Annotated in this window: 6 protein-coding genes; all 6 read right to left on the bottom strand. The window is 45.0% G+C overall.

What is annotated here, in order from left to right; genetic code table 11:
- Positions 1–61 precede the first annotated feature (61 nt).
- The 6 genes from TCA2_RS26325 to TCA2_RS18630 all read right to left on the bottom strand — a co-directional run bounded on the left by TCA2_RS26325 (position 62) and on the right by TCA2_RS18630 (position 17390).
- Entirely contained in the window at positions 62–508 is a 447-nt protein-coding gene (locus TCA2_RS26325; protein ID WP_052512202.1) for a hypothetical protein, read from the bottom strand.
- Positions 509–523: 15 nt separating this feature from the next.
- Complete coding sequence (locus tag TCA2_RS18650; protein WP_047913115.1) at positions 524–1258, bottom strand: hypothetical protein; 735 nt, start codon at positions 1256–1258, stop codon at positions 524–526.
- Positions 1255–2313 (bottom strand): hypothetical protein, encoded by a 1059-nt coding sequence (locus TCA2_RS18645; protein WP_047913114.1) that lies wholly within the window; start codon positions 2311–2313, stop codon positions 1255–1257. The genes TCA2_RS18650 and TCA2_RS18645 overlap by 4 nt, the downstream gene beginning before the upstream one ends.
- A 72-nt stretch (positions 2314–2385) precedes the next feature.
- The gene (locus TCA2_RS18640; RefSeq protein ID WP_052512200.1) at positions 2386–7536 is read right to left on the bottom strand and encodes a hypothetical protein; all 5151 of its coding nucleotides are present in this window, start codon (positions 7534–7536) and stop codon (positions 2386–2388) included.
- Between the two features lie 45 nt (positions 7537–7581).
- Positions 7582–15945, bottom strand: coding sequence for a PA14 domain-containing protein (locus TCA2_RS18635; protein ID WP_047913113.1), 8364 nt, complete (start codon positions 15943–15945; stop codon positions 7582–7584).
- The gene (locus TCA2_RS18630) at positions 15945–17390 is read right to left on the bottom strand and encodes a hypothetical protein (protein WP_052512198.1); all 1446 of its coding nucleotides are present in this window, start codon (positions 17388–17390) and stop codon (positions 15945–15947) included. Before TCA2_RS18630 ends, TCA2_RS18635 begins: the two co-directional genes overlap by 1 nt.
- Between the last annotated feature and the right edge of the window lie 42 nt (positions 17391–17432).

The following is a 17432-nucleotide window of genomic DNA, read 5'->3' as shown; positions in this document are numbered from 1 at the left end:
AGCTAAAGTCTTTAACATGTCACTCCTCCTTTCGTATGTAAAGACAGCCTACGAGCTGCCTTCAATAAATCTCCATAATGATGTGTGCGTATTTCCCCTTATACGTCTTCAGGATCGATTCAATGTCATGGTTACCGATGGTGAAGTTTTCGACACAATACCCTTCAATCGTATACTCTGAATAGCCGTACCATTCCGTATAAATATCAAGCTCCCCGATCGACATCATAATCTGCTTTTCTTCTGCTTCTTCCAGCGAGACTTTCTTGTCACTCAAATAGAATCGGAGGAAAACTTCCGGTAGACAAAGGGAATAATCTGATCGATAATCATCTTCCGGTTGATGCCTGGATTCATTACAAGACGCTATCTGACCGGCAATCGTTCGGGCAATGGTATCATAGCCATCTTCAAACTTCATCCCGTCTTCGCCAGATTTCAAAATCCCCTGAAGATGTATTCGCTTCTGAACTGCATTTTCCTGATATCGACTCATTAACTCCGTCAAATATAATCCCTCACTTTAATTTTCACTACCATATGATCTGATAGAATTAGCTGTAAAATAAAAGCGCTCAGTCTCCATGTCTTCGCCTGCCGATCTGCTGATTGTCCGGCGAATCCAGTGCACATTGGTCACGTCTTGGGTTATCACTTCACCACTGTCTCTAATCATGCGTATCATCATAGTTCGGATACGGGATTCCTGCTCCCTGGCAACCTGATACAAAATCGAATCGCCGCCAAAACGCTGTAGTTCTAAGTAGCCTTCAATTCTCCTGTTTTCAAATTGCTCTGTCATTTCATATCTCAAGACTCCAGGAATAGGTACTCCACCTGCATAAATAGATACAGCATAATCGTCGAAACTTTCTTGGCGCGTATATGCATCTTCTGGCACTTCCTCGTCAGCAAATTCAATAGGATTCACTCCTGGATAATACGGAAGATCATCTGTCCTTATATTAGTCCTCAACCCATCAAAAAAGGTTCCTAATATTTCTTGAGGAAAGTTATACCCCCTACCTCTGCTTGGGATTGCCCTAGATGCTAAGAATGTTTCTTCATCTGCAGGAGCAACAGTTCCGTCGACAGATATTCTTACAGGCGTAAGTTCATGATCTCCTGAGGTAACTCTCATGTGTTCTGCAAATCCTTCACTGACAATAATACCAGCCATATTTCTTTTCCCTCGGCTAGAAGTTTCGGGTTTTTCTCTTGCATTCAATTCCTGGTATCGGCTCATCAACTCGGTCATTTAGAAATAATCCCCTCAGCCCCATCATACGGCTCGAACTCATTCGTTTCTGGATTTAACTTCTCCAGAACAAAGTGTTTCAAGTTCGGATGATCGTTGTAGCTGAACATAGCGTGAACATTTCCGTTTTGGACATCTACCTGCAAACCTTTAGGCGTGATACTTTCCAGCAGTATGTCCTTTCGGTTACGCATAATGCTGTGATCTACTGTCCAGTTCGTTCCCTTCATGTACCGGATATCTGTAAGGATTTCCGTTACGATCGATTCAACTTTCTGAACGAATGTAAGGGTTGGACTAGACTTCGATAGCATCATTTGCAACGTGTAATACAAGAAGTCTTCTGGCACATCATTAAAGTTTAGCCGTGCTGGATAAATCAGCGTTACTGGCACTTTAGGAGACTCAGAAAGAATAATCGTTCCGTTCTCATAGATCGTTCCAGTAATGGCTTCTTGATTCGTTCCAAGCACAACGCGATCCCCGCCGGCATCAAGTACTGTCACATCCCCTTTGACATACTCTACGCCTTCTTGCGGTTCGAGCTGAACCTCATAATGATTTAATGGATTAATTGTTTTATGGCTAAAAGGAAGAATGATTTCTTTTTGAGCAAACTCTACTCCTTCTTGAGCCATATCCTGAACTTGCCTAATGCGATAGTCCAGCTTTAATCCATCGTGAATTGCACTGTCTACACCGGCGATCGCATTGTTGATTTCATCTTGAATGTAAGAGTCAATCTCAATGCCTTTGCCTGGTGCATTCTCGGCAATCTCAATGACTTGTGCTTTCAGATCATCGAGCAGTTTTTTAAGGCGCTGCCCTTTAGCCGCAACGACACCGTAAGTTGCCGTATTAAGCTCTGCTAGTGCATCCTCTGCTTTAACGATTGCAGTGATGGCATTCGTGCGGTTGAGATTGATCTGAGGCAGGGCATTTAGAATTTGGCTTTTATTATTCTCCCAATCCAAAAGGTCCTGATCTAAGTTATTAATCCTCGATTCAAGCTCATTCACAAACTGCACGATATTCCTTGTATCTGTGATTGGCATACCTTTTCCTCCTTATAAGAAACAGCCCGCAGTATATGCGAGCTGCTGTGTATTATCATATCATGTAACGCATTACAATTCTATAAATTCCACTCCATCTATTTCCGTAAATTTCGGGAACATCTTAACATAGTCTACAAGAATGCCACCTTTAGCTTCCTTGCTGTTCACCTGAATAATGATGGAATCAATATTACCGTCATTCATAATGTCAGCCGTATAAATCATCCAGTCTTCACTGTTGATTGTGGCCATCGGTACTTCTGCCGTTTCTCCGTTTCGATATACATACCGGATGACAGCTGCCGAACGATCCTCCGCCTTAGACATCTTCTTCGCCTTGATATCCAAAGTGTAATCACTGTACTCCAGATTGGCTGTGGATAGCAGGATGCCGTATACGCCTCCCTCTTCAATTTGAAGGATAGAGTTGTCGCCAGTACCGAGGTCTTGCTGATTAATGAAGTATAATCCGCTTGATAGATTCGTGTTATATTCATTCAGGTGCTTGCCGTAAAGGAACTCTGGATTACCAAGCACGTTAAGATCGGTTGGCTGCAGATCATAGTATTCAATGATCGGCAGGATTCCGTATCCTTTATGCTTCGCTACAGCTGCTTGCACTTCAGCTTCACTAAATCCGTTTGGATTATTTGGAGTGGCTAGGATACTGCGCGGGAGCCGAACAATAATGACTCCATTTTCCTGATACGCTTCTCCATCAAAGTAGCCGATATCCCAATGGTAAAGTGATTCTTTATTTACCTTGGCAATGACCGCTTTAGATAATGCTTCATCCAGACCACCGCCTCTTGTCCGGGTGTCCATAATGACCACATCTTTCTTAAGGCTGGAGTTGGCTTGGACTGTTACTTTCCCTAGTCGAAGCATGGATGGATCATAGTTATAATCATCTGGCTCAAACCAGTAGTTGTCATCCGTATGGAAGATCGCTTGATTACGAGTTGTACCACTAATGAGCTGAGGTCCTGATTCCTCTTGTATCCAGATGGATGTGGGTCTTAGATAGACGTGCATTTGTCTAACTAATAATTCATTGCTTTGCTTCTCGGTCGTTGTGTACGATTCGCGCAGCGTCACATCTCCCGGCACCCATTCATGAAATCCATCTTGGGCCATCGTAAATCGGTGTCCTGGACTTGGGTTTAAGTCCAGATGGAAGAACTCTCCGCTGCGATTGTACCCGCGGTACGTGTACCAATCCTCTACATAAGCATATCGTACAATCACTTCGTCCTGATCTCGAATCCTATCGTGCAGATAAATGATACCTTTTTTCGCATCGATGTCGGAAACTCTTAGCTTACGAGACTGATTCATTCGGATCGCTTCGACTTCGAGATAGCTTACGCCAGCTTCGGATGCCATCGCAATTGGCGTGAATCCAACTTGAATCGCTTTATCATTGAGAATGACAGGATGCTCTCGATCAATCAGAATGACCGGTTCATTGTAGAACTCTTGGTTCGTATATTCCGGCACCGTATAATCCATAATGATTTCTTTTCGTTCTTCCGGATTCATCGGAGCGTATGGAATCAATTCTGGATAGGATACATAGAGCTGCGGGACTTTTTCACCAGCCTCATAATAAGGAAGGACATATCGCTTCTTCACCCTGCCGTTCTTCACCCGTACATACCAGTTGTCGATCTCCGTGTTGTCTCGCTCAACCTTTGGCTTCTCCATTTCGATCTTTTTATCATCATCAATCTTAATGGCCAACACCGGCACTGACTCTAGCTCTTCGAAAGTTGTCCACGCTACAAGGTCAGCCGTAAGCCCTTCGATCACATTTGTTGTTCCCGGCTGCAGGATGTTTTTCATGCGCATCCGGTTAACGCCTCGATTTGCCTGATCCACCTCGAAGTATTCTCGGTTCTGCCAGTTATAATGCCAGCGATAGTTCACTCGATTCTCCCGATTGTTACCCGCTGAATCCCCTCTCTCGATACGCAGAAGCAATTCATTTGCAGGAACACTGGATGAAATGTTTAGCTTCTCGAGAATGTTTCCTGTCCCGAAAAGAAGGCCCATCGATTTCATACCTTCCTGCTTATAAATCTTATCTGTTCCTTCCAGTGGCAGGGTGAGTGGTGCTCCAATCGGAATGATCGGCGGCACATCGACCTCAGCAGAAACAGAGTTGTCACCGTTAATCCGAATGTTTACGCCTTCACCGCTTGTTGCCCATATTCGATTCCAAGAGAAGTTCTGAACTTCAATCGGTATATTATCCTTCGTTAGCATTGGCGGGGTGAGTGTTACATCCATAACGCCGTCTGCCCTCATGACCGCCTTGCCTGTGCCGGTAATATTCTTGCGATTATCACTGGTTAGCCAAGGAGTACTTAACGTCCCTCCTGCCTGGCTGCTGTTCGTCACTGCCCAAATGTAGCCATCGTTTCGAACCTCTGCTCTAAGGTCTGCCGGATCACCGACAACACTTGGAGTCGTAACAGTATAAGGCATGTCATTACCATAGGTGTCTTTCATGTATTGTTCAATGAGTGGGGTTAAAATGTCGGCCGGCTTCTTGTCGGACACTTTAACCCAATCGTTACTAGTTAGCGTCACGTTCTCCCAGTCTGTGCAGAGTTCGTGAACATCCAGTTCTGTGAATTTCAGTTTAGACCATAGCGCATTCTCTTGAGAGATATTACAGATTCCGTAAGAGCCTTTGCTGTAGGTGCTGTCCTCAGCTTCACAAACCAATGTTCCTAATGCATCATCGGAAGTATCGTTACCGATGTAGACCTGGAACTTACTACCGGCAACCACGACACGAATCTTATATGTCTCCCCCGGTACCCATCCTTTCGCATTATAGTTTACGTTGCTCGTTATATTCTCAAAGGATGATCCCGTCCGGTCTGATTTGTACTGGCAGTTCGGATGCAGTGCATCAGAGTAAGGCGGAAGTGTAGTCGGGCTGGCTTTGAATATACCCTTCTTACGGTTTTTAAATCCGTAGTCTGACATGTACTTTGTCATATTCGTTTCAGCTTCATAGGCGCTGTTAAATTTATTAGGGTCTGGATTCTTGTAGTAGAGCACCGCAGATACGCCGCGTTCATCCACGAGTACGCGACCTACGCCGTTACCGTTGGCTCCTGGCTCGCGCATGAGCTGATCTTTTTCCCATAGGAAGCAATAGTACTCTTTATCATTGTTAACTCGGAACTGAATCCCGATCACGTCATCATCGTTGTGGTCGTTTACCGTAACACATGCAGAGAAAATGTAGTTCTCTTTATCTTTGTGGGCACCATTGTAGTAGCCACTGACTTCGATTTTATTTACCGTAAGCAGAAGTACATCTCTGGCTTTGTTATATTCCCATTTGCCTCGTGTCTCATTGGAGCCGATAAAGTCCCATCCTGTAAATACGTCAATCGGCTTTGCTGTGAAGGCTTTTTCGATCGTTACGTTTTGGCATACCTTCCATCGTCCTTGATAGCTTTGCGAAGTAATGATCTCTCCTGATCCGCTGGCTTCCCATGTGAAGTCTACTTCTGACTTCTGCTGTTCAGGATAGACCGTAACCTGATGTTCGATTGGGTTATTCTTCAGTTTCACATTGCTTCCGCTGGCTCCCGTCCACTTAGCAGTTGTCGTATTTGATTTTGCCTGTGCCGGTGAGCTTCCGCTTTCTGCTACAATGCTTTCTACTGATCCATTGTCTGAAGCGGTTTGAGTTGTATAGAGCAGGTTCCCGCTGGCATCTTCAATTTTAAATATGGCATCCATCGGAAGAGAAGGCATGTCTACTGGCATAATCGATTGAATGAGGCTCCGTGCGTCTACGTATCCGCCGCCAATATTCACGCCCAAGGTTTTATACTCTCCGGTAAACTCAAGCTTCTCATGAGCAAGGAGGGCGTCTGCATTCATTGTCCAATCGCTTACGTATCCAAAGGTTAATGTGCGCTGGTTGTTCTTGTCATCCAAATAGGTGGCAGACAGCTTATAGTTGAATGCGTTACGTGCTCTTGGGTCATTCATAGAACGTTGCGGTACCGTAATTTTATATCCATCCTTATCCGGATATTCCTCAATCGAATACACCTCTTGAATGTCCTCGGCTGCCCGCAGGTCTTCTGCTGTTACCTGCTCGTACGCGCCGATCCCATTGATCACTCGCAGCTTACCACCCTCAATCAATCCAACGTTCCCTTGATTAGAATAAAGCTCCACCGTTTTTGTGGTACTCTTTAATTCTTCATCTGGAGCAGGAGTCTCGACATGATTGTAGCGAACCTTAAAGGTCTGCTCTTCATCTGTATTGCTTTGAATATAAATCTTCACCCAATAGATCTTAGGATTCTGTTCAGTCGCTTGAGCATAGATCAGACGTTTAAACTCAGGTCCTAGCAGGTTTCCGTTCTCATCGGTTAGCTGAATTTGGCTGCCAGTGTAACGTATTACCTTTCCTGCTTCTCCCGGATCACTGTCGTAATGATACTTTAGTTCAAATTTATAGAACAGTGCATTGGATATTACAGTTTCGTTCTGCGTAAATCGTCTAGTGATGTTGATATTCTTGGATGGAAACCTGCTGTATGGCGGACGCATAATGATCGGCTGATCATCGGAAACCACATCAGCATAAGAGAGAACACCGTTTGCATCCGGCACAACTAAGGACTCAATCTGATCAATAGGGATTACATTTTCATTGACTGAAGAAGTATCAATCAAAGATACGTTCTCTTCTACATTGATTCGCGGGCTATGGATATAAGCCAGATTCACATCGCCAGTTGGCACCTGCTCACCCACTCTGAGAGAGAGCTTACCGTTAGGCAGCGCCTTATCAAACTCAAACAATTCAAGCCCGTAGTCTAATCGCTCATCCTTGTGATAATAAGCTACTGCTTTCATGGATCCGTCAGCTGTTTGAACTTTCTGTTCAACTCCATCTTTATAGAAAACGACTGAAATATCCTTGTGGCCTGATTTAGTTTGATAGCCAACGACCGTGACTCTGTTCGGTTGAATCCCATATTCCTGAATGTAATCATCAATCTGATTCTGGAATACTTCCTGCATGCTCATTCCACCGCAAAGCGCCTGTCCGATTGCAGCCTGATTCATGGTTTCGTTAATCGTAAAGTAATCGTCATATACAAATACCTTATCAAGTTCATTCTGATCCTTTACTGAGATAATGCATGCGATGCGATAAAAGTCTTTAATCACTTTTAATCTCCCTTCTTTCACCTATGTAAAAAGCAATAGGGGTTGTTACGCCCCTATTACCTTCAGGTAGATGAAGTTGCTTGCTGTTTCACCTTCCATACTGTAAGAAGCTGTTACAGTAATATTGCCTTGTTGCTCATTCAAAGCGGAGACTGTCCACTCTGCTTGGCCATAGACATTTGTCGTCATTTCAGAAGTAGTGATTTCACCTTTCGTATTACGACAAACGATCTTGATTCTCTCCCCAGCCACGTTCTCCCAGTTCTCATTCCGAAGCGTGATGTAGATGGTCGCCTTATCATCCTGCCCCGCTTGGATCGCTGCTTTACTGGTCTTCACTTCAAGGAAGTAGCGATCCTTCATATTAGGAACATAGAAATTTAGAAGTGTTTGGTTATTTAAGTCTTCGCAAATAATCTGATATACGCTGATCATTTCAGCTCTAGGCACCGGCTTATCGTAAACGTAGACTTCTCCTGCACGGTTCGTTGGACCGCTGTAGATTAATTCTCCATCACGATATACGTCCACATTCTTGTTCTGAATAGGATTGTTGTATTTGTCCAGTACCTTCCCTGTCACTAGAACCTTTCCTAATCCATCGGAAGACAGTGTCTTTGGTGATACATTGATATCCACAGATTTTGGTGTATCCAATATCTTGTTGGTCAAGTATAGGAAGCCCTTGTGATTATGAGTGAGCAGCGGATTCAGTGCGATTTCTTTTGCTCGATAGAACGGACTAAACGCATCGCCTTCATAAATGATCTCCATATCTTTCATCTTGTCTGGATCATAGTTCGGATGAAGAACAATCTTGGCGACATCATTATTCGGATCATGGTTGTAGTCTACAAAATAGCTGTACATCAAGCTATATTCGAAGTTCATTATATCACGGTTTCCTACATTGTTCATGAACTGAATCGATGATTTCTCTGCATCAAATACATATTTATCTGCTGAAATTGTAATGCCATTCAATTTAATTATAAGACTATCCGGATCAATCCCCTTATAGGTTAGATAGTACTTACTGTATCCATTGCCCATCAGCTCTTCTTTATAAGTCAATGTCTGCTGGATATCAATGAGCAAGCCATTCTCATTAAAGACTTCTTCATAGAAAGCCGTCTTGCGAAGAATATTTCCTTCGTTATCTCTCACGATCATTGGCGCTCCTTGCTGCGGACGTGGTTGAATGAGAAGCTGGTGATCGACCGGTGTCATCACATGGCGCGTCTTCTTCGCATACAAGTAATGTTCCTTATCTTTGAAGTAGTAATAGCCATTATGAATCATCGGGCTCCACGGCAGCGGTGTTGCTTCTTTCACTCTGGCATTCACTGCATATCCTAAACGAGGAGTGAAGAAATCAGGTGAGATCATTGCCCGCTCTGTTGCCGGATGTGACCACTCCAACTTCACGCTGGCTGTGCCTTCGTTCTCGAAGTAGTTAGCATTGAAGTCGTACCATTTGCCTCCCTGCAATTCAATACTGCCGACATGAGTCGTTGCAGATTGCAGAACCCACTTATCAATGATGAGTTTCTTATCGATCCAGAGTCGGAAGCCATCATCCGATGTGGAGTAGAAGGTGTAGGTTCCTGATACTGGTGCATAGATACTGCCCTTCCAGTTAATCGCAAAGCCATCATTTGGTGTCCCTTCATCGGCCGGCTGAATCGGATCGATGTAAGGCTCTGGCTGATCAGGACTGTAAACATCCACCGATGTGTCTGGTGGCAAGTGCCCTCGGTTGACTTCACGGTAATCCAGCCAAGCAGGTTGTTCCGGCGTGGACGCGGGACGTGTAATCACAGTAGCCGATACTTTGGCATCATCACTAGATGTAACAATACCGCTTGTCGTAAAGTGCGTCTTGTAATCACTTGTATCGTTTTTGATAAAGTACTGTAGGGATACATCACTTCGATTGAATCCATGCGCGCTCAAGAAGCTGCTTAATTCGCTGCTAAAGAAATCAATCATTCGCTGGTCACTAACTAGCATTTCCTCGGTTCGGATACTGTCCGTTAGTGACTTCATCTTCTCTGCGCTCATCGGCTTCCGGATTGTTTCCTTTAGAATTTTCGAGGTGCTGAAATTCCAAAAGTATGTTCTCGGTTGAGACATTGTCACTGGACCCCACGCTCCTGAAATCAGTGCGTCTGGTGAATTATCTACGATATCAAATTTCAGTACATCGTTGGTGTAGACTTGAATGGACTGCCCTACTACTCGAACTCTGATCTTATTCGTTTGATCGGTACCATACGCCCAAGGCTCTGGCAGGTGAGCAAGCTTCACTTTGTTATATGACAGAAGCGCAGTTCCATATTGAGATGGGTTCGTACAGATGTTTCGATAAACAGCCATCCCTTTCGTGTCCATCCCATTGGCATCCCACTCGAATGAGTAGAAGTTTTTAGTGGATGGATTGAACCTAAAAATAGCTCCATACATATCGTCATCCCCGGAGCCAATTTCCTGCACCATGAACTCAAAATCATAGTCTGTCATATCTGCATGCTCAGGGTTATACCATCCGGATCGGTAGCTCTGGTTAGCAAGGTTTGTTACTTTGTCGTATCCAGCTTCCGGTGGTCCATGCCAATCCCCTACATTCGATCCGATGTTCTCGTCAAACTTACTCCATACACCTGTGAAGTTGCTGGTGTCGATGACTTCAGATGAAGGATAACTGATCTCCATCTCAACATTCAGATTGAATTTAATCTGATCTGGAATGACGGCCATCATGCGGAAGCCGGCAGGCTCCAGGCTCTCTGTGAACGGTGATTGCGTTCCCCAATTAAAGTTAATGAATGGATCGACGCGGGACATTTTCACATCACCCAAGTAGTTTTCTTTCTGAGGATCGAAACGCTTGGCCACTCTGTAAGACTGCAAGTGAATCCAATCTTTAGGCATGAGCAATTCTTTATCCACTGTAAGAACACGACCGCTGATGCTGTATTTCGTTTCATCCAGCTTCGTTCCATTTAGATAAACTTCCGGAGATAGCTGCGGATCATTGGCTAAATCAAATGTGTTATCAATCTCACCAACACCGTATCTGATTCGAATAACGCCTGGCGTTACATAGCTTCCTCTGATCTTAAAGGTCTGACCATCAATGGAGTATCCGTTTGTTGTACTCTCCGGAATCTCCACATCATTCTTTCTGACTGACAGCACCTTGTAAGGCGGCACATCATACATCGGGAAGTCTGTTTGCATAGGCAGCTCTTTGATCTTGATTCCACCTGCAGAGTAATTTACCTCAATGACATCTTCGTTCACGATCGGCGCTGTAATAATGACATCCTTACGATCCATAGCGAAAGCTGTAATTGAAATGCCGTTCACTTTGACCGAAACAGAATCAGGGTCTGGTACATAGCTCAGGCTCAGCACCTTACGTACATCGGTACCAATGTTAGTTGTCACCATGTAAGCGGTCTGTGCATTCCCTTGGTTGAATACGCTAATGGTCCATGTCCCCTCAATCGGCAGCGTGAAGGTCATCACTTCTGCATGCCCGCTATCTCCAGAGTGCGTGTACTGTCTGCAGCTTAAGAAATCGGATGCAGTTGTTCCTGAAGCAGACCAAGTCCCATTCATGTATTTAACACCAAACTGTTCACCGTTCGGCGCAGTCACAAGCAGGTCAGGATACTTATTTCCAGTATCAATCATGAAGTTCGATGCGATCTTAAGGATTGGCTTTCCTGCAGGAACATATACTGTCGCTACCTCGAACTCCGTAACTCCTTGAATGGTTCCTCTCACCGGCGCACTGCCGGGAATGAACGTTTCGGATGCAGGTAATCCTGGCGTATTTACTGGAGCCACCGCTTCTTCAATGACAAAGACCTGCTCTTTGATTTGGAAGTTACCGCCGACAACAAACTTCTCAAGCAAGTTCTCAATCTCTTGTGGGTAGCGATAGTACGTTCCCAAGAGTCCTGAAGAACTTCCCTCTGCTTGAGTTGGCCAGACAGAAACAAACGGATTGTTGCTGATGACTTCAACGCCTTCGATAGAGACATTATCATCATAGTCTTCCTGATCCTCCGGATTGATGGAGATTGGATCGCCTATGGTTGTTGTCGTATTCAGATCTGCATGGAAACCTCTCTCATCTTCATGCCAGCCCGTATACCAATCGGTATGCCAAACGTAAGCGTCTTTGAAATCAGAGCTGAACGTAACCGTCTTTCCTCCGGCATCGATGCTGTAGCTCACACGATCGTCGCTAACTTCGATATACGGCCCTGTAATGTTGACCATATTCTCAGGGATGAACACTGTGTTTGTTGGAACCCCAATCATGTTTGCTCGCCCAGCTGAGTCTCCGAAGAATGGACGCTTGCCATTAACTTTTCCATATCCAATTTCTTTCCCCGTTGTATAAGGGATGTATCTTGGATCTTCATCACACTTCACCACAACGCGATCATTCTGACGATCTGTCTTGATGATTGGTTTGCCGGTCAACTGATTAATAGGAAGTCCGCTGTTGCGGGTTGTGATTCCCGGCTGGCTTTCCCAATACATCCAAGTGAATGTCTGCTTGCCGATAGGCTCCTTATACAAAAGATAATGAACGTTGTCATAGATGCCTGGCATCGGTGTGCTTAGATACGGCTCGATGTAATGTTCATGGCTTGGCGGGATATCAACGAAGCTGTCTTCTTCACTATTAACGATTCCTTCATTCAGGATATCGGCAGGGAATATCCCCTTGTACCACTCTGTTGTTTTGAGCATGAGCACATCGGACGGATCATGATGAATGTCGACTGCTCCGCTGTTCTGCCACTTCCAAGCGTCATACTGCTCGTTGACGGTCCCTGAGTTATCATGGAAGGTTAATGTGTAGGTTGCCCAGTTACCGCCTACAAAGTCCGTCAGAGGCCGTCCTGCGACCCATCCTTCATAAGCAAATACATTATGCTCATAATCAATCTCGGTTGTTACAATCTCGGGTTCAGTCTCCCACATCAATAGGCGCTCTTGCGTAAAGTCTTTCTCCGCATCATCAACAGCCGGCTTAACTAGCGTAAAGGTCGGCACGACACTGCTTGCAGACATTTCCGGATGATCACTCTTGAATTTAGACAGCTCTGCTTTAAAGAACTCTTGAGCATTCGTATAGACTTCGGCAGCCGTATTCAAATCAATGTTGTCGGGCGTAATTCGAATCTGGCCACTCTTCGTAAACTTCTGCGTGATCGGCTCTCCTGCATTAGGCGGATTGTTGGACTTCACCACGATGGCTCCTGTGACAGATGCCGTGATACTGCCAGCAGAGCTATCCGTTAATTCGCCAGCTACTTCTGTGACTTCATATTTCTGTGATGGCGAGCTGAGTTTAGATACGACTTGAGTCTTCACGTATTCTCTACCAGAAGAAGAGATCGTTTTACTTCCGATCCCCGTATATTTGTCATAGCCGGTTTCCGGAATGCGCCCTTCGATCTGATTCCATTCCCGCACACGAATCCCATGGAACTGAACAGCCTGAGAGATATTACACATCCCAAAGCTTCCCTCTTCCCAATCCGTATTGAACTCGAATATTTTTGCATAGTTGCCGCTTAAGCTGTGGCGGACATGAAGCTCTACCTTCTTACCCATGGAGCGGACCATCATGCTCTGCATGACATTGAAATCCCATCCATTGCCGCCGCCTAGATCATTTACATTAACCCGACTCATTACTCCATCGGTTACTTTGTAGACGCGTCTATGCTGTGTCTTCCACCCCATGCTCTGCGTATATAGCCGCCATTCTGATTCGGTCTGATAGCTGGCTCCTCTTACAGATCGCGCGTTCCATTGTTCCGGTGTCCCAGTGTAGATATTGAACCCTTCCAAGTTGTCGCCTGTACGGTTTGAGTTTCTTGCACGCTCATGGCTTTCAATCAGCAGCATGTAGAAGTTTCGCTTATCTCTTGCTTTGAAGATCAGTCCGATAAGGTCATCGTCTGCAATGCCTGATGAGTCGCCCGCAATTGGCTTGTAATCAAACTCAGCTTCGTAGCTAGTGTAGTCATAGTATTTCTTTGCCACAACGCCACTGAACCGGCTGAGGTTGTATGTGTCATAGACGTATCCGCTTCCGAGTCGCCAAGACAACGCGGTGCCGCTACCGATGAAGTCTCCTTTGTCTCCTCCAGAAACGAACAATCCTTTTACGTCACCTTCATCATTCACTTCCACATTTGCTTTCCAGTTGACGGCGTACTCCAAATCCTTTTTCGTAACTTGCCCTTCCACGGACATTTCAACCTCATAGTCCTTGATTGTTTCAAGCTTGCGGTCTTCTTTGATCGTAAACTCGAACTTCTTCGCTGGATAAGCATCAATGCTCACCTTGAATGGAGACTCGTTATAGGTCACGTAGAGATCGCCTTTATACTGAACGCTGTATTGGAATGCGATTTCTGGATAGATCATAATGGAATGGCGTTTCTTCCCGCGCAGACGTGCTGCATATTGGAATGGCTGGACGCTGTTTTCTAGCTGAGGCTTTTTCACCAGCAGGTCGTCTTGATCCCCGATCCCTGAGTGGAAAGCATAGTTCGGATCTTCTTCTCCGCTTGTCCGGGTATACATGCTCGTCAGCATCCCTGGGCTCTCAATATAATTCGGATCTTTTTCTACATCCGTCCATTGTTCTGGAGAGTCTTCTGTCGGAATATAAATCGATCCATCTACTGCCTCGGTGCTGAACGCTTGAATCCGGTTCTCGGATACATCGACATAAATCTGTTGCTTCAGATCCCCTGCTTTGCAGATGATTGTGGCTCTGCCATTCGTGATAGCTTCAAACACAAGTTTACTTGCGCCTTCATCTACGATATTAAGGCAGCTGTTTTGCTGGATGTCCCACGCAATCGGCCGGCTGCGACCATCATCATTTACGATAGCGGGATAGATCGATTTTCGCTCTCCTGGCGCCATGAGTATATTGGTTTCTGCAAAGTGCAGGATGGGTTGCGTCTGTCCTACGATATGGATCGTGGCTTCAGCTTCATTATCATAAACGCTTGCTTTAAGCCGGACGACTCCTGATCCATAACCACCAAGGATGACACTTCTTCCCTTACTATTCTCCATCTGAACAAACTCAGTGCCTTCTAAAACACTCCACTCAATTAAAGAGTCATCATGTTCCATGCCGGCCGATGTGTTTTGATATTGAGCAGAAAGAGATAGCTTATCGCCTTGAACGATCGTAGCTTCTTCAGGCTGAACATGGAATCGATACAGGTGCTTATCCCGCACCGGCAGCTTTATGGTTGCCTCCACCACCTCCCCTGTCTTACTAACAAGACGAACCTGCATTATTAAAACACCTGCAGTATGAGGAATGATACTAAGCGTTGTCGTATCTAGTTGAGATTCTACTTCTCCGCCCTGCAATTCATACTCGCAGGTGGAAGTTTCAAAGACATCTCCATTCGTATATTCTGGCATCAAGTGGATTTGAAAAGGCTGACCTACATAAAAGTTTTTGCTATCCAGAGAAGTATGGATAATCGCTTTTGGCTTCTCTACTCGGATCGGTGTTTCAGCAATCAGGACCCCTGCATAGTTGATACGAATGCTTGTTTCGCCAACGCCCATGCCTTCAATCCAAATCTTGTCTTCTTTAATTGAAGCCACTCTTGCGATATTCCGGTTATCGATGATGCCTTCAATTAGATTTAACTGTATGCCTGAAGCACTTTCAACATCAAGGAAAAGCGGAACAGGGATAGTCTCTCGGTGAGTGACAATGATCTCATTTACACTTATGCTTCCGATGACATTCTCAATCAGAGAAGCATCAAAACCAAAGACTTCAATACCCTCCTCAGAAAGCTCCATAATTACATTCTCTTTATTGCTGATAAGTTCAAGGGATCGAATATCATAGCGAAGAGGGAACTCTATTTCGCTGTTGCGTTCAAGCAGCTGCTTCAGCTCAGTACGATTTAAAGTCTTTGCCGTTTCCTTAGTACCGTGAATGTTAGTGTCGATCTGCTCTGCTGTAATCCATTTTGTTTCGGTTGCAATCGGCACAGCTGCTCTGGATTCGATCCAAGCATAAACGGAATCAATACTGCTCTCGTTCACCACGATGGATACATTCGGGTCTAGTGAGATAGCCGTATATCCTTGGATGACATCTCCCTCTTCGAGTTCAATAACTACGCCATCTAATTCGATATGAGCTTTGCTATCATAGTTTGTGTGCTGCTGATTAAGCACTCCACGCCCCTCATATAGCTTATCGTTATATCTATCTCCATTTGGCTTCTCTACGTCAGCATAGACGGCGAAATGAAATGGGTGTTCCCACGTTGGGATAATCTCTGCTTTGATTTTATAATCGAAATTGATTATGGCCATTAAAACTTCTCCTTCGCTAGATCTAGTCTGAATGTGTAATCGTCCCAGACCTTGATATCTGAATCCCAAATGTTTGGAAGATACCCGATCCCCGTCAGGTCTCTGCTGATCGTATCCCAGTATCCTTCATCCCAATTGAATTTCCCCCACATCACAGGAGCTACTTCGTTGATGTAATTCACCCAATTGATTAGCTTGTCTGTGGCTTGCCCATCTTCACCGAACATCATTTTGTACAATTCTTCATCCTGTTTATCGTACAGCTGATGCTTGAAGACATCTTTGATGATGGAGACGGTATGCTCTTTTCCTTCACGGAAAGCCTGAATCATGATGTTGCCGAACCGATCTACTGCGTACATGTTAGGTTCAATCTTCTGGCCATCCACACGGATCGTGCGGTGGTCTAGTCCGCTGCCTTTGATGTACAAGTTCTTCGTATCGTCTTTCCACACGAATCTCCGGATTAAGCCAAGCTCGCGGCCGAGTGCATGGGTTAGCCCCAGCTCACTGTTGTTTGCCGGGTAACGGAAAGCATCTTTGATGCGCTCACGATACTCTGCATTCCGCTCAAGCGTCAGGCGCTTCACGCCGACTAAAAGCCCGAACTCATCAAAGGCATTCCAGATTAAATGAGGTGTCGGTGTTGATCGGAAGCCCTGCCGGTTATCAATATTCTCGACTACACCTAGAATGGTTTCATATCGACGAATGGAGTACATGACTCGAGACTCGTAATCAATAATGACGCCCTTCTGCTCCATGTTATAAAAGAACTCTTTTAGTGAGCTTAAGATGGGAACCGGCTTACGAAGGTCAGCATTTTCTTGATCATAAATCGTTAGACTGTCTGTAGATGAAATCTTAGGGATTGGATAGATATAAACCCAGTCCATCATGTTCGGGTCAAGCGTGTCGATGAATCGCTGGCGGCGGATATCTTTAAGATCACCCATGCCTCGTTCAAACTGCATCCCGAAGTAGTTTAAAAATCTTTGTCCAAGACTGAACTTTTTCCCGCGCAGCGTTGTCCATGTAGGAAACTCATCTGCCATGTACTGTGTATATTCTGAATAGAAATATTCGTTAAGGAATAAGCCAATCGTCAGTTTTTTTCCCACGAATGTCGCTTGCAGAGTGCGCCCATCTTGGTCGCAGTCGGTCTTGACCGGCCGCCAGTTACTGATACCATCATGGAAGCAAACTACGGCATGTGCGGCATCTGAATCACTCAGGCGATTGGAATACGGAATTGTGACTTGGATAATATCGTCTCCGGTCTCTGAGGTGATCTGGTACTGAAGCGGGGTCTTCTCGAACGAGGCGTAGTCTCGTTCTTCCGTAAACACGTTGTCATCCTGGAGGTCTTCCAGTACGGCGAGGGTCGCAGAGAATGGCTTATTGCTCGCGAAAAGGACGCCATCGATATCCAATGTATAATCCACATCATATCCCCCTTTCTTTGTAATACGTTACATTATTACATT

This window comes from Paenibacillus sp. TCA20 (genome assembly GCF_000732325.1).
Taxonomy (GTDB): Bacteria; Bacillota; Bacilli; order Paenibacillales; family Paenibacillaceae; genus Paenibacillus; species Paenibacillus urinalis.
The sequence above is the reverse complement of the archived record's forward strand: the minus strand, read 5'-3'. Positions and strand labels throughout refer to the sequence as shown.

Coding starts and splice junctions, on each gene's coding strand:
- TCA2_RS18650 (WP_047913115.1), bottom strand. CDS start 1,258: ATGACCGAGTTGATGAGCCGATACCAGGAATTGAATGCAAGAGAAAAA.
- TCA2_RS18645 (WP_047913114.1), bottom strand. CDS start 2,313: ATGCCAATCACAGATACAAGGAATATCGTGCAGTTTGTGAATGAGCTT.
- TCA2_RS18635 (WP_047913113.1), bottom strand. CDS start 15,945: ATGGCCATAATCAATTTCGATTATAAAATCAAAGCAGAGATTATCCCA.